The sequence below is a fragment of the Solibacillus sp. FSL R5-0691 genome, assembly GCF_037974225.1.
Lineage (GTDB): Bacteria > Bacillota > Bacilli > Bacillales_A > Planococcaceae > Solibacillus.
This window is the reverse complement of sequence record NZ_CP150231.1, coordinates 160,168-181,026: the sequence shown is the minus strand read 5'-3', so window position 1 is coordinate 181,026 and position 20,859 is coordinate 160,168. Positions and strand designations below refer to the sequence as shown.

Annotated in this window: 13 protein-coding genes; 4 read left to right on the top strand and 9 right to left on the bottom strand. The window is 39.8% G+C overall.

What is annotated here, in order from left to right; all coding sequences use genetic code 11:
- Positions 1 to 308 precede the first annotated feature (308 nt).
- On the bottom strand, positions 309 to 4,694 hold the full coding sequence (locus tag MKY51_RS00890) for an S-layer homology domain-containing protein (RefSeq protein WP_339174754.1): 4,386 nt from the start codon (positions 4,692 to 4,694) through the stop codon (positions 309 to 311).
- A gap of 573 nt (positions 4,695 to 5,267) precedes the next feature.
- On the opposite strand from MKY51_RS00890, the gene MKY51_RS00885 reads away from it, so the two are divergent.
- On the top strand, positions 5,268 to 6,452 hold the full coding sequence (locus MKY51_RS00885) for a CaiB/BaiF CoA-transferase family protein (protein WP_339174753.1): 1,185 nt from the start codon (positions 5,268 to 5,270) through the stop codon (positions 6,450 to 6,452).
- A 40-nt stretch (positions 6,453 to 6,492) separates the two neighbouring features.
- On the opposite strand, the gene MKY51_RS00880 is transcribed toward MKY51_RS00885, so the two are convergent.
- The 3 genes from MKY51_RS00880 to MKY51_RS00870 all read right to left on the bottom strand — a co-directional run bounded on the left by MKY51_RS00880 (position 6,493) and on the right by MKY51_RS00870 (position 10,058).
- A complete protein-coding gene (locus MKY51_RS00880) occupies positions 6,493 to 7,935 on the bottom strand; it encodes a Fe-S-cluster redox enzyme (protein ID WP_339174752.1) in 1,443 nt (480 codons plus the stop codon).
- 197 nt (positions 7,936 to 8,132) lie between these two features.
- Positions 8,133 to 8,651 carry a hypothetical protein gene (locus MKY51_RS00875; protein WP_339174751.1) on the bottom strand — a complete coding sequence of 173 codons (519 nt, stop codon included), beginning with the start codon at positions 8,649 to 8,651 and terminating at the stop codon, positions 8,133 to 8,135.
- Positions 8,652 to 8,762: 111 nt separating this feature from the next.
- A complete protein-coding gene (locus MKY51_RS00870; protein ID WP_339176549.1) occupies positions 8,763 to 10,058 on the bottom strand; it encodes an acetamidase/formamidase family protein in 1,296 nt (431 codons plus the stop codon).
- 251 nt (positions 10,059 to 10,309) lie between these two features.
- Here MKY51_RS00870 and MKY51_RS00865 point away from each other — a divergent pair, with 251 nt between their 5' ends.
- On the top strand, positions 10,310 to 10,663 hold the full coding sequence (locus MKY51_RS00865) for a YbgA family protein (protein ID WP_339174750.1): 354 nt from the start codon (positions 10,310 to 10,312) through the stop codon (positions 10,661 to 10,663).
- Between the two features lie 68 nt (positions 10,664 to 10,731).
- On the opposite strand, the gene MKY51_RS00860 is transcribed toward MKY51_RS00865, so the two are convergent.
- From MKY51_RS00860 to MKY51_RS00840, 5 genes are all read right to left on the bottom strand, one after another.
- Positions 10,732 to 11,514 (bottom strand): SDR family oxidoreductase, encoded by a 783-nt coding sequence (locus MKY51_RS00860; RefSeq protein WP_339174749.1) that lies wholly within the window; start codon positions 11,512 to 11,514, stop codon positions 10,732 to 10,734.
- A 205-nt stretch (positions 11,515 to 11,719) separates the two neighbouring features.
- Positions 11,720 to 12,715, bottom strand: a complete 996-nt coding sequence (locus MKY51_RS00855) for a nucleotide kinase (protein ID WP_339174748.1) — start codon at positions 12,713 to 12,715, stop codon at positions 11,720 to 11,722.
- Positions 12,716 to 12,883: 168 nt separating this feature from the next.
- On the bottom strand, positions 12,884 to 15,481 hold the full coding sequence (locus MKY51_RS00850) for a cation-translocating P-type ATPase (RefSeq protein WP_339174746.1): 2,598 nt from the start codon (positions 15,479 to 15,481) through the stop codon (positions 12,884 to 12,886).
- A gap of 271 nt (positions 15,482 to 15,752) precedes the next feature.
- Complete coding sequence (locus tag MKY51_RS00845) at positions 15,753 to 15,995, bottom strand: spore protein Tlp (RefSeq protein WP_339174745.1); 243 nt, start codon at positions 15,993 to 15,995, stop codon at positions 15,753 to 15,755.
- Positions 15,996 to 16,590: 595 nt separating this feature from the next.
- Entirely contained in the window at positions 16,591 to 17,922 is a 1,332-nt protein-coding gene (locus MKY51_RS00840) for an FAD-dependent oxidoreductase (protein WP_339174744.1), read from the bottom strand.
- Positions 17,923 to 18,091: 169 nt separating this feature from the next.
- On the opposite strand from MKY51_RS00840, the gene MKY51_RS00835 reads away from it, so the two are divergent.
- Together MKY51_RS00835 and MKY51_RS00830 are read left to right on the top strand one after the other, a co-directional pair.
- On the top strand, positions 18,092 to 19,030 hold the full coding sequence (locus MKY51_RS00835; protein ID WP_339174743.1) for a Gfo/Idh/MocA family oxidoreductase: 939 nt from the start codon (positions 18,092 to 18,094) through the stop codon (positions 19,028 to 19,030).
- A gap of 155 nt (positions 19,031 to 19,185) precedes the next feature.
- Positions 19,186 to 20,787, top strand: a complete 1,602-nt coding sequence (locus MKY51_RS00830) for a gamma-glutamyltransferase family protein (RefSeq protein WP_339174742.1) — start codon at positions 19,186 to 19,188, stop codon at positions 20,785 to 20,787.
- Positions 20,788 to 20,859 lie beyond the last annotated feature (72 nt).

The following is a 20,859-nucleotide window of genomic DNA, read 5'->3' as shown; positions in this document are numbered from 1 at the left end:
TTACATTAACGGCATTTAACCCGAGCGTAGTAAATTGCCTTTTAGTAAAGAGGTAACTATGAGTTTTTCATAATTAAACCGCTATATACTTTATGAAAACGGTGGGAATAAGGTTAAAAATAATTGCTGAGAAATTTCAAAAATAAGGAATGCTGCATTAAAAAACAATTACAAAACAAAAAACCAACCCCACGCAGCTTTCGCTTTGTGGAGTTGGTTTTAAATTACGGAAAAGTTGCCTTTCATTTTTCAAAAAACGGTCATTAAAAGTTATTGAAATAAGTTTAATTTTAAACTATTACTAACTATTACTTTGTAATTTCAAAATAATCTTGAGATAATATTTTATGTTTTGCCCAGACAACGTTTCCATACTTATCAACAGTAAACAGATAAATTTTATGCCCTGTTTTAAATACATCCGTTGTTCTAATTAAACCTGTTTCCAACTCTAATACTTGACTCTTACCTGCGTTACCATTAATTAAATCCGAACCATAAATATAAATTGGACTACTTGAAGAAACATTATTTGTTCTTACTGCATTCATCACTTCTTCAGCAGTCGGCTTAACTATGGTTGTTCCAAGTACAACAGCATAATAATATCGCTGAATTAGACCTAAATCTACATCGAAGTCTACGGATAGACTTAGCTTTTTAGAACTTGTTTCTGTGACTGCGTCTAACACATATGGTGTCTTTAACTGTGCAACTGACATTTGATTAATAATTGATGTTGGATAAATATATGTTCCAATCTTCGTAGTGTCAAATCCATTTTGATTTTTATAATCATAAATAGTTGCTCCTAGAGCATCTTCTTTCATCTTCACTCGGAATGTTTGCGCAGCTGCAGCTGCATTTTTTGGACGAATTATTAATTTAGATTCGCTCGTAGTATTAGTACCTACTGAATAATTTACAAATTCATAATCGGCAATGTTTGCACCTTCAAATTCAAAAATTGATGATAAATCAAATGAACCACTTGACGGTATTATTGTCTTATTATAGTTTGTTAGGCCATCTTTATCAAAATGACGCATAATCGCCTCATTAAATGTAATTGTAAATGTTGTTTCATTAAATGAAGAGTTAAAAGTATTACTATTTCTAGTAATTAAACCGTCATTTTTAATATAAGGCTTCGTCCCATCCGTATAGAATGTTGCCTGCATAGGATCCCCTTTAGGTTCATCCGTTGCCTGACTATCGGCTGAACTGCGTTGCAATAACGTGAAGTTACCGATGGAATCTACAACTCCTACATAGATACCGTATTCTTCATGCTCTGTTAAATTCAAGTTAGTCGGTATAAAATTATAAGTACCAGGACCTGTCGACTGACCAATATCTCTTGCTCCTAAGTTTTTAAACGTATCAAATAACCCTGGAGCATTTGGTGTCGTCGCCAACACGGTTGCTAAATCTTTTAGTTTTCCTGAAGCATCGAAGTAATCCGTGTTCAACTGGTATTCTTCTTTACCGTTTACGATCCTTTTAATATATTTACGAACAGGTAATGCGAAGAAGTTCGCCTTCTCATCCACATTCGCCGTTACTCGGATTCTGTTGTCCGTTCCTTCGACATTTTCAACTTTAAAGCCGGATACGAGCGGTGGTTTTGAATCATCAATTAATGGTCTGCTTTCAATTTTTGAAAGTTGTCCAGAACGATCCTTCAACACCATATAGATTTTATAGCTTTTAAACGGATTAAGCTTTGGCGGTGTCGGCTTTGTCACATTAAATTTAAATGTACCAAGCGTTGCCGGATTTTGGCCATCCGCAATATAATCGTCATTTGTACCTGCTGGTGTCTTTGTCTGGAACTTTCCTTTTACTATATTCGGATCTGTTGAAAATTCATCGACGAAATGACGATTTGTAATGCCGCGCTCCGCAATTACTTCATCATAATCGGATGGTAAGATCATGTAATAGTACGTACCTGCTTTGTTTGTATTAACTTCGATTTCATATTGGGAAGGACCTGTCACGACATTTCTTATTTGAATTGTCGGACGTAATGCGTCTGAATGGTTATATTGAGCATAGTTGCGTGGTTCCATTCCTACCGGTACTACATCCTTATTTTCAAATTCATTTTCCGCTAAATCTTTTACCCCTTTTAAAATCGTAGCGACAATTGTATCGCCATTTACTAAGGAGCTGACAGAAGGAATCGTTAAACGAATTCGCTTGTTCGCATATTGAACTTCGACAGGCTTCATTTCTTTATGCCCGGAAATATTGACAATTCCTGTACCGGATAATAAATAGTTATCCGGATTTTCAGCCGTTTCCTTATCGAGTTCTTCGCTCACTGTAATATAGAAATATCCTTTTTCCTTATCTGCCAATTGTAGCTCTGGTGGTTGAATAACATACGGATATGTCGTATCCGGCGCTTCTGTCTTCAACGTAATCTTTGGAGCAGGGTTGCGCATTTTATTTCCTGATTTATCGACCATCACCGCATAAATTTCATACTCTGTATTTGGCTTAATATCGCCGATTGCAGGAGTTGCACCATATTTCGTTTCGGTAATGACGACATCATCAGGTTTTGTAATTGTTCCTTTTCCCGTATAGCGCTTCATAATTTCATCGACAGTCGGATCCGGCATCGTAACGGGTGATTTTTCGCGAATATAGTAATAGTATTCGCCCGGCTCGGTAATTCCCTTAATAACAAATTGTACACGCTTACCGCCATACATCGTTTCGCCTTTATCGAGGCGGAATGTCGGTGGTCGGTTATCGATTGTCGAGAATTCCTGCTCTTCCTTCTCCGATACATTATCCGCATCATCAATGACGATTGCATAAATGACATAGTCCGTCATTGTCTCCAGACCGGATACAGTAAATTTCACAGGCTCGTCCATTACGAGTGGACCATTGCCGTTATATTTTGTACCGCCTGTTTTAATCTCGCTTATTGTCGGCGCTTTTTCATTCGCCTTTTTAATGACATAGTAGTACGTACCATCTTCATCTGCTGTTAATGTCACATCGGCTGTCGATCCGCCCGCTTCCACATCCAGCTGTGTAATAGTTGGAGACGTAACATCGGTAACAATCGTATTTTCAACCGGATCACGGTCAACCGCTTTTCCGTCTTCGTCCTCTACATATCCAATGTTCGGGTCATCCGTTTTATAATCGTCAAACACATCATTTACGGTTTTATTTTTCGGAATGATTGCCTTAGAGATATAAGCATGTGTTCCAAGATTCGTAAAGCCATTGCTCGATGTAATGTAATAAAAATCATATGTGCTGTCTGTATTCAGGTGCACATTTTTCAATGTATTTTTATACACGTATTGAATGTCATGAACCCCATAAATAGAAACATTATAGTCCGTATCAATATACATTGCTTTCGGGCTTGCATACAGCTCTATATTTGCTACATTTCCCTGAACTGTCAGGCGGTCGATATCATAGTTGGCTTTTAAAAACGTACGGTCAGCCGTTACATACAATTGACGAATATCCACATTTTCAAAATCCACATACTTCTTAATGTTCGCCATCCGTTCAGTATACTTTTGCAGGTGCTCAGGTTTTGTCGGATCCGGCTTATCCTGTAGCGTTTCCTTATCCACAGGGTTTAGGAAATCTTCATTTTTCGGATCTGTAGGTGTTCCCCAGTCGATAAACGATGCGAAGTTTCCTATACTTGCAATGCGTACATTCTCCAATGCGCCAAGAGAACGTCGAGGTGCTTCTGCAACTTCTACACGTCCTGTAAAATTAATATTTTTAAAGCGAACATAGCTTCCATGAACGACAAGTTCTCCTGCAAACGAAGAATAGCCCCCATCAAGCGCCAATAAACGCGAAGAATTTCCGCTCGCATTGATTGTCAGCTTCGAAATATTTTGTAGGGTCTTCCCTGAATAGCTTCCTTCGATATAGGCACCTTTTAATACATTTTGATTTCCCGCATTAATAATACTGCGTAAATGGGATGCCACAGTGTACGCGACACCGTTTATGTATATTTGATTTCCTACAATATCCCCGACTACGTAGACAGGGTTGCCACGGTCTGCTTTTTCTGCACGCCAAATAAAAGTCGCCATCTGTCCGCGTGTTACGGTATTAAATGGATCAAATGAAACAGGAGTTTTTCCTTTTGTTATATTCAAATCGTAAAGTGTCTGTATAAAATATGCATTGGCATTTTTATTCGAAACATCCTTAAAACCGTGGTTAAGTTTTGTGGAAACGCCAAACTTGAAGCCAAGCGTTAATATTTTCGCCATTTGTCCGCGTGTAATCGGCTCTTTTGGCTTAAAAGTTTTATCTGAATAGCCATTAATGACACCCGCTTCTGCCAATGCAGCGATGTAACGATAGTTTGGATTATTCACCGTCACATCTTTAAAGCCGGGATTTTTTGGATTTGTTATATTAACATCAATCGTCAGTGCCAGCATTTTTGCGGCATCTTCACGAGTAATTGCTGCGTTTGGTTTAAATGTACCGTTTGAATAGCCTGTTGCAATTTTACGGTTGGCTAAATCGATAATCGGCTCATAATAATCCGCATTGGGATTTAAATCACTGAATGAATAGGCATTTGCCTGGTGAGGTATTGCGACTAGCACACCACTTGTCGCCAAAACTGTTGCGACCGCTGCCTTTGAAAGTTTTTGTGCTTTTTTCGAGTCCATGTTAGAAAATCCCTCCTTTTTGAAATGTCGTAACATGTTCAATCTAGTAAAAACTTCTATTATTTATATCGGCTAACAGTGCGCAAAACTGTATGAAATTTATGTAGTTTTTCATTTTAATTCTGGATTTCTAAATTTGGACAAAAAAAGGAACGACCCTGCTCCGACATATTGTCATAAAGCAAAACCGTTCTATAAATAAATAGCCAACCATCCATATTTTACCCTAGCTAAAAACTATCTAATCTTTAATAGGGTTTCTATACTTAGTTAATATTCACTAAAGTTATATTTTATTCCTGACTTGGACCACTTTTTTTAAAATAATAGAGAACAAGAATTCAATGTTTTTTTTTTCTATATTTCTGCACATTTTGCTTATTTTCGCACTATAATTTTCAGAGTATTTAAAATATAATAGAGTATAGAGAATTAGATAATAAGGGGACTCTTTTTCTTATATTTATATTTTTTTGAAGGTGGTAGCATATATTGCTCTTTCGGAGCTTTCGTTTGTATTAGTTCTACATTCTACTTTCAAAAGCAACTGTTCAACACATAAGGGGGATGGGTATGACGATTTTAAATGGGTTAAAGATTTTGGATTTTTCTTCTCTATTGCCTGGACCGCTTGCGTCAATGATGTTTGCGGATCTCGGGGCAGATGTGATTCATGTGGAGTCAGAACGCCGTGTTGATTTAATGCGGATTATGCCTCCCTATGATGAGGACAAGGAATCCTACTTCCATCAGCATTTAAACCGTTCAAAAAAGTCTCTGCAGCTCAATTTAAAGTCTGCGGAGAGCATCGAAATTATTAAAAAGCTTATCCAAGATTACGACATTATCATTGAAGGATTCCGTCCAGGTGTAATGAAGCGCCTCGGAATCGACTATGAAACATTGCGTGAATATAACCCGCGCCTAATTTACTGCGCAATTACCGGCTATGGACAAACCGGACCATATGCAACGCGGCCAGGTCATGATAATAACTACTTATCGATTGGCGGGGTGTTGGATCATTCCCGTTTGAAAGATAAAAAGCCTGTTGCAATGGGAATTCAAATTGCGGATATTGCCGGCGGGACAATGCATGCCGCTATCGGAATTTTAGCGGCTGCTCTACACCGTGAAAAAACTGGCGAAGGGAAATTTATCGATGTCTCGATGACCGATGCGATGTTTTCAATGAATGCTTTATATGGCACGCAATATCTTGGAAGCGGTCGTCCACCACAGCCGGAAGAGGAAATTTTAAATGGCGGAACATTTTATGATTACTATCGTACGAAAGACGGTCGTTACTTTTCTGTCGGCAGCCTGGAGCCTCAGTTCCGCAAACTGCTATGTGAAGCGCTTGGCATTCCGGAACTGATCGACAGCACATTCAATGACTCCTACTATACACAGCAACGATTTAAAGAAGCAGTTACCGATGCATTTTGTTCGAAGACATTCGATCAATGGCTTGAAATTTTCAATGAAGATTTCCATGGATGTGTGGAACCGGTTCTTACATTTGACGAAGCTTGTGAACACCCGCAAATTAAAGCGCGGAATATGCTTGTAGATGTTCAGAAACCGGATGGATCCTCACAGCGCCAAATTGGAACAGCCTTGAAAATAAGCGGTGTTGAACCGACTTACAAACATGTAGGGGCAAAAATAGGTGAACATACCGAGGAAATTTTAACCGCTTACGGCTATAGTATAGAGCAAATCGAGCAACTGACAAAATCCGGTGTATTACAGTAAAATAAAGAGGTGAGGCATCCATTGCCTCACCTCTTTATTGTTAACATATCACTACGCGGCGCTCAATAAACTGGCGTAAATACTGGAAATGATGCGGGATGAGCAAATATTTTTTATAGACCGCTAACAGTTTCTCCACTAGCACATCTTCTTCAGCCCAAAACAGTATTTTCAACAAATTGCAAATATGCTGTGATGTCATTTCAGCTATACGATAATAATCGCTGTTTTTATTCAAATAATGTTGCTGCCAGATAATGATCGATTCGCGAATGTTTTGTGGCGAACCATCAACAAATAGAGCAATATCACGTTGAACAGTTGCCTCAATCATATGCAGAATCGTTTCCGTTTCTTCTGCATGAAGGAGCTGGAATATGGCTGCACATGATGCAAGCTCATAATTTTTCAGCAGCTCTATCCCAAGCTCAAACTGTTCTTCTTTTACAACACTATTAATCAGTTCATAAAAGACATGCTCCAAGTAGTTTTTCCGGTAATCTTTCACAAGTGTATCAGGCTGCGGGTTCATGCTGCTCAACACATCCGCATATTCAACAACAAGTTCAATCGCATGATTGTTTATCCGTTCTTCCTCAATTAAATACATTCCTTGCAGTAAAATACTCCGGTAATCCCTTTTATAAACCGCTTCTTGAAACAACATATAGCCAAGCAGTGTTTGCTCTTTCGTATTTAATGCAAACGTTCCGGTTGACCAGTTTTCCAGTAATGCCTGAATACATTTTCGGAGCTTCAGCATATGGCGTCGCCCGCTCGTAAAATGCGTGCGGACATTTAACAGATGCAATTGCTTTACTTCATCCGATTTCGGATTTTCATCATCTATCTTCTGTACGAGCTTATGAATAATTGTTGCAATGCGATTTGCTGTCAGCTGACCGGCAAGCAATGCTTTAAAATGCCGCATTAATTCAACTGGTCTCGTCATATTCATTAAAGGTACTTGTAAAAACAGTGAATAAATCTTTTTCGCACCGATTATTTGCCAAAACTTTTCATCTGCACAATAAATCGGTTGAACAAAAAAATGATTGTTCACTTCATATACATAAATTTTCTTTAATTCTGTTTCTATATGAGTTACAGGGACCGGCTTTGAAAAAATATATTCAATTAGCTGATCAAATGCCACTTCACCATGGTTATGTAAAAATGAAAATAGCACTTTTCTGTTTTCGGACTCGGCAAAAAACTGTTCCATTTTTTCATTCAAAGAATTCGTCTCTTGCACTGAATCACTATTAAATAAGTCTAATCTGCCCCAATAGGTTTTAATTAACTGAAAGCAAAACTTCTCTGCACGCTCCTGTTCCAGCAAAAAATCACTGCTCTGTATAGGTGCGCCCCAAATCGCAGTCTGTTTTACAAATTGAAATTTATCTTCCAAAGCCTGCTCTAGCTTTTTCCCTGTTTGTCCGTTCGTCTGTTGAAAGAGCTGCTCATCAAATGAAAGCAACAACAAAGATCCCTCCATATTTTCCACCTTATTTCTATACAAAAATATACCAAAAAATAAATGTGGATGTAACATTTTTAATTTATTACTTTCCTTCAGTTTGATTCCACAAAAAAAGCATATCGTTTCATTTGCAGCATTTCGTATGATAGATTGCTTAAAACATACGTACTAACAATTGAAATCGATATGCATCATGGCTATTCGTTATGCAAAATAGAGGTCACGATAATTTTTGATGGTTTGGCTTGCACGGGTTTGCTTTTTGTTGCACGATCATAAAAAACAAAAAGCATCTTTCCTTCCATATCTTTCTGATCTACACGCTTTCCCGCCAAATCCACTATTTCTGTTTTTTCACTAATATGGAGTTTAAGTTTCAACTGATCACAGTAAAATACCCGGTCAAATGCACCGACACATACTTCACCTTCTTTATCATACTGGTCAAAAATAATGAGTAATGGTGTTGTATGAGGCGGAGAAACCATCGGCAACGGATTTCTGGAATCAATAAAGGCAATGATTTTCGCCTTGACCGGAATGGCAGATGCCCCAATCTGGTACCCGTCCTTTGTCATTAAAGGCGTATTTGATGTAATTTGAAATATGACTTTCTTATCGCCGTCTTTTTCACTAATTGCTTCAATAATACCAATACCGGACTGAACGCTAATCGAGATGACAAGAGCTTCTATCTTCTTGATCAATGGCTGCATCGCTTCATCCCCTCTACTTTTCTAGTAATTTCCTATTTCCCGAAAAATAAAGAACAAAAACTTATCTAATTAATTATAGCCGTAGTGCAACTAATAATGGAACCGTGGCATTCAGGCATATTGGTGCTTAATTGTTTTAAACAGTCTTGCTTTTTTCAAAAGTGATTTTGGCATTTGAACGGTAGCCGTCACAACACCCGGATGTCTGCCAATTTCAATACCACCTGTAATTGTTGCACGGTTTCTTACTTCTTCCACTGTCAGTTCAAATAACTTTGCCGCACGCTCCAGTGCATTTTCTGTAGCCGCATTTAAGTTAACCCCTGTTCCTACAATTGACAACGGGAAGCTCTCTTCTACCTGCTTTACACCAAACTCTTCAGCCAGCTCTCGTGCTATGCGTCTTTCTTCTTTCGTAAATGGTTTTGCGGTATAAGGTAAATCTTCAACATTCGGCAGCAAGATAGGACCATCCAAGTTTACTTTTTTCAGTACACTTACCTGCAGCTGTACAATACCCGATACATCAGTCGTATGTCCTGCAATTTCACCATCGCCCTGCATTGCATGCATATCCCCTACATATACACCGCCACCAGGAACCTTTACAGGACAAATGACAACAGCCCCTTCACGCACGCGGTTAATATCCATATGCCCATCTGTACGGTGGATATTTAGCTCATCTTCAGTCATTGTAAATTCATGCGGTGCCCCGATTAAAAACGTTCCGAAGTCACCAGCATTATGAGAATCCGGCATTGCTTTTGACGGTGTTGTCCCAAGCTGACCAACAAACGGACGCATTCTTGCAAGTACCCCGATCAGGTCACTCGGCGCAAATGAAGTAATCGGATTTTGAACTGAATTTTCCGGAGTTCGCATAAAATTTTTGCTGTCTTGGGCAATCCGGCGCGCAGCTTCTTTTCCGACCGTCAATCCGACATTCCCTTTCGAATTGAATGCCATTGTATAGCCGTTGGAAATTTTAAAAGGGGTTGTATCCGTTCCGCAAGTCATACATTTTACAGACTCCTGACCGATTCCTTGTACAATTGTCGGCGGATGGAGTTTCCCGCAGCCCGGGCATTTCACCTTAACGAAAGGATCTCCGATAAATCGCTCATTTTGCGCTTCGTCTGTTCCCGAAGAAGTCGCAATCGATGTAACTTGAATCGACTTAATTTGGATGACGATCGCGTCTCCGACTTCCGCTCCTTCTACATATACGGGCTTCGTTACTTCGTGTCCTCCGCGTATCGCCGGTGTAATCATTGGGCCCCAACAACCAGGAGCTGTATTGGAAATGATTGTACCCCCATCTTTTAAAGGCCCTAACATAGGTGCATTCGGATTTAAAACACCATCTGTAAATTCATTGACGAATAGTGTTTCAGCAGCCTGAATGACCGGTTTACCCTGGTAGACCGACTCTCCTGTTACGTGTCCATTCACTGATGTTAGTTCATTTACCATCGGAATCCCTCTTTCTCTTCAATTTTAAGTAAATTCAGAAAATTTGAAAGCTATCTTCATTATACAATTTTTCACACTATACGTTGAATTTGACTCCTTATAAAAGCAAAACTTTTATCTATCTTATATAATGTGAGCAACTAGTAGATTATGCAGAAGGAAATCGTGAGGAGGAATCTTTTATGGATCAAAAGAAATCGGAAATCCTTTGGCGTGAAGAAAAGTACAATGTAATGTTTTATAGCCAAAATCATTACAATGCTATTCGTCAGGCGATGAAAAATAAGGCTTCTTATGAAGAAATTTCAGCGCTGATCGAACAGGCATTAAGTTTAACACCGACAAAAGGCAGCATGCGCAATGCTTGCCAACATATGTGGGGGTATTTCAAGAAAGTTGCAACCGAAGAAGAGAAAAAACAGTATGAACAATTGACCGAAACAACAAATTTCAATGAGCTATTAGCCTTTTTAAGAAGATTGGCAGAGAAATACGAGGTGACGTATTTACTGGAAAGCCGGGTATTGAATCGTTGAAAAAGAAAGCGAGTTCTAAGAGGAAAAAACCCCCTTAAAACTTGTTTAAGGGGATTAATAATTAATATTTAATATTTATAAGACTGGCCGCCATCGATTGGGATAACGGCTGCGTTAATGAAGTCCGCTTCGTTTGATAGCAGGAATGCCACTAGATAACCGACTTCTTCTGGCTTACCAAAACGTCTCATCGGATTCGGCTTAACAAACTCCTTGCCGACTTCCTCCCAGTTATCGCCACCCATTTGGCGCAGTGAGCCTTCTACCATTGGCGTCATAATCGCACCCGGTGCTATTGCTTTAATCGAAATTCCATATTGCCCGTATTCAATCGCCGAGTTACGCGTTAACCCGACAACGCCATGTTTACTAGCCGCATAGCCTGACTGGTTTCCGACGCCACGGATCCCGCCGACAGAAGCTGTATTGACAATCGAGCCGTATCCTTGCTCCTTCATTACTTTCAGCACATATTTCATACCATAGAAGACACCGTTCAAATTGACGGAGATAACTTTATGGAATTCATCAATACCGTAATCTCCAGTTAAGTTTTGCTTCCCTTCAATTCCCGCATTGTTAAAGAAACCATCAATTTTGCCGAATTTTTCAACTGTTTGATTCACAAAATTTTCAACTTCACTTTCCGTAGCTACGTTTGCTGTTACTGACAATGTTTCAGCATTAGGAGCGACTTCCAGCACTTTTTTCTTCGTTTCATCCAGGCCTGCCTGATTCAAATCTACGAGTACAAGCTTTGCGCCTTCCTTTGCAAGCTGTAATGTGGCAGCTTGTCCTAATCCCGATCCTGCACCAGTAACAATTATAACTTTTCCTTCAAAACGATTCATGAATTGTCCTCCTTTGTAATGAAAAGCTCACCATCAGCATACAGTATTTTCTGTTTGAGTAACATTTATAGCTCCTAAAAAATTTATTATTTTGAAAATTTATAAACTATTCTAAAATAGTAATTGTTATATAGATTCTACTATTACAAAAAGGCATGGTCCCGAGATGAATTCGGAACCATGCCTATAAATTTCTTTAGCCTTATCAGAAAAGCTCAAACAGTAATGCTGTACGTCTATTGAATTCATCCAAATTGATAGCAGCATCTATCGCTTCACGAAATTTCCGCTCTTGTTCTGCGTATTTCGCCGCAAAATGTTTTGCATCGGTCATCGTTGCTTTGTATTTTTCTGTGATTGCTTCTATATTCTTTAGCTCTACTTCTGTCGGATGACAATGCTGGGCAATATCGAAAATCTCGTCACCAGGACGATTTTCATCCGGAAAATATACATGCGGTTCCGTGCTGTCAAAAATACAGAATTTCAGTTCCGGGATAATGACCATATCGATCGAATTGGAATCCAGTCCGCACCAAACGAGTTGTACATCAAACCCCCTGCTTATCGCTTCGTTCGCCAATTTCCTCATCATCGAAGACTTCCCTGTTCCCGGGTATCCTTTAATAAACAATCTCTTTTCAAGATTTTGTGTAATACTCTGTACAGTGTCCCGAGCTCCTGTTGGCGTTAATGTTCCAAGCAGACGGTGTGTAAGCTGTCCGGATTGCTCCCGATTTGTTTCACCGAATAGATTGTGCGACAACTCAGCAAACTGCTGGTTCAATCCGCTCCATTCCATCTGTTTTCTCGTTTCCACTTCCCAGTCATCATGAATATGAATAGCATTTGAAAGCTTCGCAAAACACTGGTCATAATAAGCTTGTTTCGATTCATTCACTGAAGGAAGATTTCCATTCAATGAAATATGTTGTTCATCCACACAGTCATAAAGGGAAATGACATGATCCCGTAACCCTGGTAGTACCGGTTCTATTGACGGGTTTGTCGCTTGAACAATTAAAATGTGATGAGGGGCTTGAATATAAACAGCTTCGACCGTATTTTCAAATAATGGATCATGGAAAAGCTCAATATGTGCACCTTTTTCAAAGTAATGCGCCCCGATTTTCTCCAGTAACTCCGAAACTTTGAACCCATGCGCACCTTTTAATAAATACACAGCTTTCGCTTCATTCATTAACTCTTTATAAATGTTTTTAATCCCTTGCCCTGTCATTGCCTGGCCGAAGAAATGTTTAATTGTCGTGCTAATAATGTCATCCTTCCATAACCTTGTTAACTTTATTTTTATGTTAACCGGTTAAAAAAGTTGCCATATGCGTTTTTTGTTCATTACATTTTCTAGCTATGCCTTGGAAGATCCGAAAAACAGTTTACGGACTTGGATAATAACTAACGGCACTAACGATAATCCGTAAATCATTAAATATTGGCTATTCGTCAAATTGGCTACCTCGAATAATCCATTGATCAGTACAAAATTCAGTATTGTAAACCCGAGTAAAAAGGCAATCCAAACCGCCAAATTTGAGAAAATCCCTATTTTTAAAATAGATTCTTCCGAACGGCAATTGAATCCATGCAGCAATCTTGATAAACATAATGTCGCAAACGCCATTGTCGTGGCAACTGCTGTATCACCCGTCGATAAGCCTACCTGGAAGGCAATAACTGTGACTGCCGCAATGATTAGCCCCTCAAATCCTACCTGGGTTACGAATTTTTTATTTAACAGTGACTCATTCATATGCCGCGGTTTTTCCTTCATCAGTTTCTTGTTATGCGGTTCCAAACCAATTGCAATCGCTGGCAGGCTATCTGTCAATAAGTTGATAAACAGCAAATGGATCGGCAAAAACGGAGCCGGTAATGCAAAAAGGGTCGCATATAAAACAACGAAAATGGCCCCTGCATTTCCGGATAACAGGAATTTAATCGCGTTTTTAATATTGGCGTAAATGCTTCGCCCATTCGAAATCGATTTGACAATCGTTAAAAAATTATCGTCTGTTAAAATCATCGCTGACGCATCTTTGGCTACTTCCGTTCCTGTTTTCCCCATTGCTACACCAATTTCAGCCTGCTTTAATGCTGGAGCGTCATTTACCCCGTCTCCTGTCATCGCGACAACATGTCCTTTTTCTTGCCATGCCTTTACAATCCGGATTTTGTGTTCCGGTGATACACGGGCATAGACAGATAAATTTTCCACCTTATTTTTCAGTTCGCGGTCCGAAAGCTTTTCAATTTCCTTGCCTTCAATTGCTTCATCAGGGTTTTTTAAGATGCCCAGCTGTTTTGCGATTGCGATTGCCGTAATTTTATGGTCCCCTGTAATCATGACAGGTTTAATCCCCGCTTCAATACAGTCTGCAACTGCCTGTGCCGATTCATCGCGCGGAGGATCCATCATTGCAATCAAACCGATAAATGTTAGGCCCTGCTCGTCCTTTTCACTTATATTAGAAGAAAATACTTCTTTATACGTAACGGCAATTACCCGTAATCCGGCATTCGAAAATGCAGTATTCGCTTGATTAATCTGTTCTATCTGCTTGCTTGTTATAATCGAACTGCTGCTTGACTCAATACGGCTGATACGAGGAATAAGCTCGTCCACTGCTCCCTTTGTGATCATGACATTGCGGTTGCCCATTCTGTGAACGGTACTCATTAATTTTCTAGTGGAATCGAAAGGAATTTCTCCAACACGCGGATGAAGCCCACGTATCAATTGCTCGCTCAGTTCATACTCATGTCCTAATTTAACGAGTGCAAGTTCTGTCGGATCCCCGATCGTTTTATCCCTTAACATCATGGAATCGTTACACAGGATTGCGAAATCGATCAGCTTCTTATGATTCGGATTGCTTAGCTCGAGCTCGTTAGAAGAGAAAAACTGCTCCCCTGTATAAACTTCCTGAACAGTCATATTGTTTTGTGTCAGCGTTCCGGTTTTATCAGTACAAATAATCGATACACTTCCCAAACTTTCTACTGCAGGCAACTTACGGATAATTGCATTTTCCTTTGCCATATTTTGAGTTCCTACTGCCAGAACAATCGTTACAATTGAACTTAATGCTTCAGGAATTGCCGCCACAGCCAAAGAAACTGCAAACATAAAGGAGTCAATCAGCTCACGCCCACGAATAATATCCAAAGCGAAAATTACGATACAAATCAGGATAATTCCGATGGCAAGACGCTTTCCGAATTTATCAAGGTTGACTTGCAAAGGGGTTTTTTTCTCTTTCGCATTATCGATCAGCTTTGCAATTTTTCCGATTTCCGTATTCATCCCGATTGAAGTAACTGCCACTGCCCCACGACCATTTGTCACAAAGCTTCCGGAGTACACCATGTTTTTTCTGTCTCCTAGTGCAAGCTCTGTTTCAACAATCGGATTGGCTACTTTATCGACCGCCAAAGATTCGCCTGTTAATGAACTTTCATTTATCTGCAAACTATGACTTTCCACTACTCGTCCATCCGCACTAATAGAATCGCCTGCTTCCAAAATGAGCAAGTCCCCGACTATTACATTTCTAGATGGTATTTCAATAATTTCTCCGTTACGTTTAACTTTTGAAACAGGGGCCGCCAGTTCCTTTAAACTGTTCAATGATTTTTCGGCCCGGACATGTTGAACCGTTCCGAGAAGGGCGTTCAATATAATGACAATTAAAATGACTACGGAACTGTCCGTATCTCCAAGGAAGATTGAAACAATAGCCGCAATAATTAAAATCAGCACCAAAAAATCCTGGAACTGCTCGAAGAAAACTTGAAAGATATTTTTCTGCTTACCTTCTTTTAATTCGTTATAGCCATACTTTTTCAAACGGCCCCGGACTTCGTAATCAGATAATCCATACTGCGTCACATCTAACTTTTTCATTACCTCTTGTACAGATGCTTGGTAAAATTCTGTCACCTTCATTTAAAACCTCCTTTAAGTCATTTGATTGGTGCAAATAACTATTTTGAGCAATCCCATTTAAAATAGAAGAACTCTCCCAAAACACTGTATGATAGTTTTAGTATGAAAATGAAAACTTCCCAATAAAAATCTGTGGAAACTTAGTTTTGTATAAAAAAGTGTGGAACAAAACGAAAAGCAGCAATTTTCCATTTAAGAAAATTGCTGCTTTTCTGCATTCGGGAGTATTGATTTTCATTTCAGGACGCTTTACTTCCAAACTTTTAAAAAGCTATTTAAATGAGTCCCTTCTAGCTTTGGCTGCTTTTCTTTCTCTAATTTGTTCTTCCATTTGGGCAATGGCTGTTCTGCGACGTGCATTTTTCTCTTCAATATTTTCCAGTTCTTCAGGAAGCGCAAATTCTTTACTAATTTCAGCTTCATGTATATTTTCTTTTGTATTGTTAATCATTTTCCCTAAACTTATCGCATTTTCCGATCCTTTATTAAAAACTTCATGTCTGTCGTTTTTCATCATGATTCCTCCTTTTCGATGATAAATTTAGTTTGTTTTGCATCCCTTTATTTATTCCAAAATAATTTTTCTTTATTTCGTCACAGATGTCATATTTTTGTTATACAACTACAACAAAAAAATTTAAAAAAGCATCAAAAATACCTCCGAACCCTTGTTACGAAAGGTTTTGTCGTAAATTTTGCTATTTTACATGTTATTTACATATTCATTAAAATGACGTATTACTAATAATTATGCGCTATAGTATGGATAAGTTCAAAACAAGTAGTGAGCCTTCATCATGATTCCACCTTTGCAGAAAGACATAGCTGCTAGCATGAATGAACGCAGAACTATACATAATTAATTTGAACATATTTGACTAACACCTCTTTGCCGATTACGTCACAGCGTAATTGTATCCAAACGTTGGATATCCACCTGAGGTTTTAACTTCATTTAGCGAGTGTTTATAACACACACTTTAAACACATATAAACACTTCCTCCAGCCATCTTGCAACCTTTCATAAAGGTGGGAAGATGCTACTAAAAGAAGTTAGACACCAAAAAGCTCCAGCTATTTCCCAATAGTAGCTGGAGCTTTTGACGTTTTATTCTTTTTTCCCATATCGTTTTGGCGCCTGCATTATCGCATCCCATACGCCGCTAAATGGCGGTGCATACGCTAAATCCAAGTCCAGCAATTCCTCGAAGGTCATTTCATTGTATAGCGCTGTCGCAAATACATCAATCCGTTTATCAACACCATGTTTTCCTACTATTTGAAGACCAACAAGCTTACGGCTCTGCTGTTCGACAAGCATTCGAAGCTTCATCGGCCGGACATTCGGATAGTAGCTTGCAATATCATTTACTTCCATTTCATACACTTCTACAAGTGCATTTAAACGATCTGCCGCTTCGTTATTTAATCCTGTCATGCCGATATGCAGATCGAAAAACTTCAGAATGGATGTCCCGACAATGCCCTTGAACTTCTGATTAAAGCCGGCAATATTCAATCCGGCTACTCGCCCTTGTTTATTTGCAGTCGTACCAAGCGGTAAATAATCATTCTTTTGGTTTACACGGTTAAAATGAGATGCACAGTCTCCTGCTGCATATACATTAGCAATCGAAGTCTCCATTTTTTCATTGACGATAAGGGCTCCATTTTCCAGCTTGGCAAATCCTTGTGCAAACTGTGTATTTGGGCGTACTCCTGTCGCGACGATGACGAGGTCTGTTTTATGTACCCCACTGCTCGTCCGAACTGCCTCTACAAATTCAGTTCCTTCGTAGCCTATCGTATCTTCGTTCAGTAAAACTTCCACACCATTTTTGACTGCTTCTTCATATATAATATCAGTCAACTGCGAATCCAAAATCGACATTAATGTGCTTCCTCGTTGAATAAGACGTACATCCAGACCACGCTCCCGGACTGTTTCAACAACCTCCAGACCAATATAGCCTCCGCCGATGACCGTAACATGCTTCACGTTTGGCAACTGTTCCATCAGTTCATTCATTTGCGGAATTGTTTTTACTGTATGAATCCCTTTTAAATGATTATTTTCGATTTTCGGCATTGTTGGCGATGCTCCTGTTGCGATGAGCAATTTATCATATATAAATTCAAAAGGTTCGTTGCTGTTTACATCAATACCGCTCACTTTTTGCAGTTTTGTATCAACTGCCGTCACCTCATGGAAAATTCGTGCGTCAATTCCGTATTTCGAGCGGAATTCCTCAACATCCCTTGCAATCAATTCTTCTGTATTAGTGACTTTTCCGTTAATTACGTATGGCAATCCGCATTGGCCGTAAGAATAAACCTCTCCTTTTTCCAAAACGACAATGTGCGCAGCTTTATTATTTCGCACAATTTCCATCGCTGCACTCATTCCTGCCGCGTCGCCGCCTATAATTACAACTTTCATATTTGATCCACTCCTCAATACACTTTTCTCTCTCTTATAAAATGCTACCGAAAATTATTTCTATTAATAGCTTATCATTTCTTATTGTTTCGTAATCCTATGTATTCCCAAAATATGTTACACTAACTATCAGAAAAATCCTACATTTCATCTTAAAGGAGCCATTTAAATGACTAAAAAAACGACGATTGGCATTATCGGTACTGGGGTTGTCGGTGAACGTATTATTAACCAGGCACTGCAAAATGAACATTATGAAATTGCGGCAATTTTTGATACGAATGAAGCACGTACAGCACAACTGGCCGCTAAATATAATGTACCCACTACGAATGATTTACAAGCGCTATTGAATTTAAAACCGGACTGGGTGTATATTGGCACACCGCCTGTCAGCCATGCAACACTTGCTGCAGAAATCGCAAAGCACAAATTACATATTTTATCGGAAAAACCGCTTGCCCATGATGCAGCGGACGGTGAAATGATGGTACGCATTGCAAATGAAGCTAATGTAAAAACAGCGATGCATTTTCCATTAATGTACGGTGCAGCAGTCCATCAGCTAAAACAAGAGCTGGCAAAAGATATGGGTGAGATTACACGTATTGAGCTGCATACATATTTCCCTGAATGGCCGCGAAAATGGCAGCAAAACCCTTGGATTGCATCGCGTGAACAAGGTGGCTTTATTCGGGAGATTTTCCCGCATTATTTGCAATTAACGCACCATTTATTCGGTGATATTGAAATTTTGGCGCATGAAACGGCTTATCCCGCAGATGAGGCACTTTGTGAAGTTGGGGTAACTGCTTTAGCGAAAACAGCAAATGGTATTCCAATGGTCATTAACGGTCTTGCAGGCATCGGCCAGGAAGAGCGCATCGATTTTAAAATTTTCGGCACCGGAAAGGTGGTAACGTTACGAAACTGGTCTGAAGTTTATACAAGTAAAGCATATGAGCCGGAAGTGGCAATTACTCCTACTGAAACTCCTGAAACAATGCTCGATGCATGCCGAAAAGTCCTTTTAGGCGAGAAAGCATTTGTCGTACCATTCGAGGAAGGTCTAAAAGTGCAACGCTGGATTGATGAATTGTTGAAGTAATACGATTTCGAAGCTGTTTGGAAAGCGAATTCTCCTTTCCAAACAGTTTTTTATTTCGGATTCTGAAATATTTAAATTGTAAAATACCCCCTTCTATACTAAAATAGTCGTAATATTCGTTTTATTGAGTCATTAAAAACAAAGGGGGATTTTTTGTGGATCATTTACATTATCCATTTCCAAGTAAGCGTAATACGGTCATCGCCAATCGCGGAATGGTCGCAACATCCCAGCCGCTCGCAGCACAGGCTGGTCTGGACATTTTAAAAAAAGGCGGCAACGCAGTCGATGCTGCCATCGCAACAGCAGCAGCACTTACTGTCGTTGAGCCTACATCAAATGGAATCGGCGGGGACGCTTTTGCTCTTGTCTGGATGAAGGATGAACTTTACGGGCTAAACGCTTCGGGTCCTTCTGCCAAGTCGATTTCCAAAGAAGCATTAACAAAGCGAGGATTAGATCAAATTCCGATGCATGGAGTAATTCCGGTTACTGTTCCTGGCGCACCATCGGCATGGGCAGCTCTTTCTAAACGATTCGGGAAATTGCCTTTAAACGAAGTATTGGCACCTGCCATTTCCTACGCAGAAGAAGGCTATCCGATTTCCGTAACACTTGGCCAATACTGGCAATCAGCCTATAAAAAATATAAAAAGAACTTCACAACAAAAGAATTCCTGCATTGGTTTGAAACGTTTTCAATCGATGGACGGATGCCGGAAATTGGCGAAGTATGGAGTTCCCCAGCACATGGAGACACATTGCGCAAAATTGCCAAAACAAATGGCGAGGCTTTCTATAAAGGCGAGATTGCAGATAAAATCGATGCCTTTATGAAAAAACATAACGGCTTTATTTCAAAGGAAGATTTGGAAAACTACGAGCCAGAGTGGGTAAACCCGATAAAAGTGCATTACAAAGGCTATGACGTTTGGGAAATCCCGCCGAATGGCCAAGGCATCGTCGCACAGATGGCACTGAATATTTATCAGCATGCGGAGCCAAAATGGCAGGATGCAGAAAATCTACATAATCAGATCGAAGCGATGAAGCTTGCCTATACGGACGGGAAAGCATTTGTCACAGAATCAAATGAAATGCCGGTAAATGTCGAAATACTATTATCTAAATCTTATGGAGAGTCCCGCTTTGCGGAAATCGGCGATACAGCACTTGATCCGAAACCGTTCGACATTCCAAAAGGCGGTACGGTATATTTAGCAACAGCTGATGCAGATGGCAATATGGTGTCGTATATTCAAAGTAACTATATGGGCTTCGGTTCAGGTATTGTTATTCCGGAAACGGGTATAGCACTTCAAAACCGTGGCTATGACTTCTCGCTGGATGAAACACACCCGAACTTCTTAAAGCCAGGAAAACGTACATACCATACAATTATTCCGGGATTCTTGACGAAAGATAATGAAGCAGTCGGTCCCTTTGGCGTAATGGGCGGCTATATGCAGCCTCAAGGTCATTTTCAGGTCATTACGTCCACAATCGATTTTGCACTCAACCCGCAAGCAGCCCTTGATATGCCGAGATGGCAATGGATTGGGGAAAAACGCATTGAAGTCGAACCCCACTTCCCTAGTTATTTAGTGCAGGCATTGCAGCGGAAAGGTCATGATATTCATGTTGCAGTCGACGGCGGCAGTTTCGGACGCGGTCAAATTATTTGGCGTGACCAGAAAACTGGCGTACTGTACGGCGGAACGGAACCACGTACTGATGGCGCAATTGCCGCTTGGTAAAATAACTTATAACAACAAAACAGGAGTATCCCGTGGAAGTAAATTTGCGGGATACTCCTTTTATATTTTCAT

Excerpts from the sequence above, each read along its gene's own strand:
- MKY51_RS00890 (WP_339174754.1), bottom strand. The coding sequence starts at position 4,694 with ATGGACTCGAAAAAAGCACAAAAACTTTCAAAGGCAGCGGTCGCAACA.
- MKY51_RS00885 (WP_339174753.1), top strand. The coding sequence starts at position 5,268 with ATGACGATTTTAAATGGGTTAAAGATTTTGGATTTTTCTTCTCTATTG.
- MKY51_RS00875 (WP_339174751.1), bottom strand. The coding sequence starts at position 8,651 with ATGCAGCCATTGATCAAGAAGATAGAAGCTCTTGTCATCTCGATTAGC.
- MKY51_RS00865 (WP_339174750.1), top strand. The coding sequence starts at position 10,310 with ATGGATCAAAAGAAATCGGAAATCCTTTGGCGTGAAGAAAAGTACAAT.
- MKY51_RS00860 (WP_339174749.1), bottom strand. The coding sequence starts at position 11,514 with ATGAATCGTTTTGAAGGAAAAGTTATAATTGTTACTGGTGCAGGATCG.
- MKY51_RS00855 (WP_339174748.1), bottom strand. The coding sequence starts at position 12,715 with ATGAATGAAGCGAAAGCTGTGTATTTATTAAAAGGTGCGCATGGGTTC.
- MKY51_RS00850 (WP_339174746.1), bottom strand. The coding sequence starts at position 15,481 with ATGAAGGTGACAGAATTTTACCAAGCATCTGTACAAGAGGTAATGAAA.
- MKY51_RS00845 (WP_339174745.1), bottom strand. The coding sequence starts at position 15,995 with ATGAAAAACGACAGACATGAAGTTTTTAATAAAGGATCGGAAAATGCG.
- MKY51_RS00840 (WP_339174744.1), bottom strand. The coding sequence starts at position 17,922 with ATGAAAGTTGTAATTATAGGCGGCGACGCGGCAGGAATGAGTGCAGCG.
- MKY51_RS00835 (WP_339174743.1), top strand. The coding sequence starts at position 18,092 with ATGACTAAAAAAACGACGATTGGCATTATCGGTACTGGGGTTGTCGGT.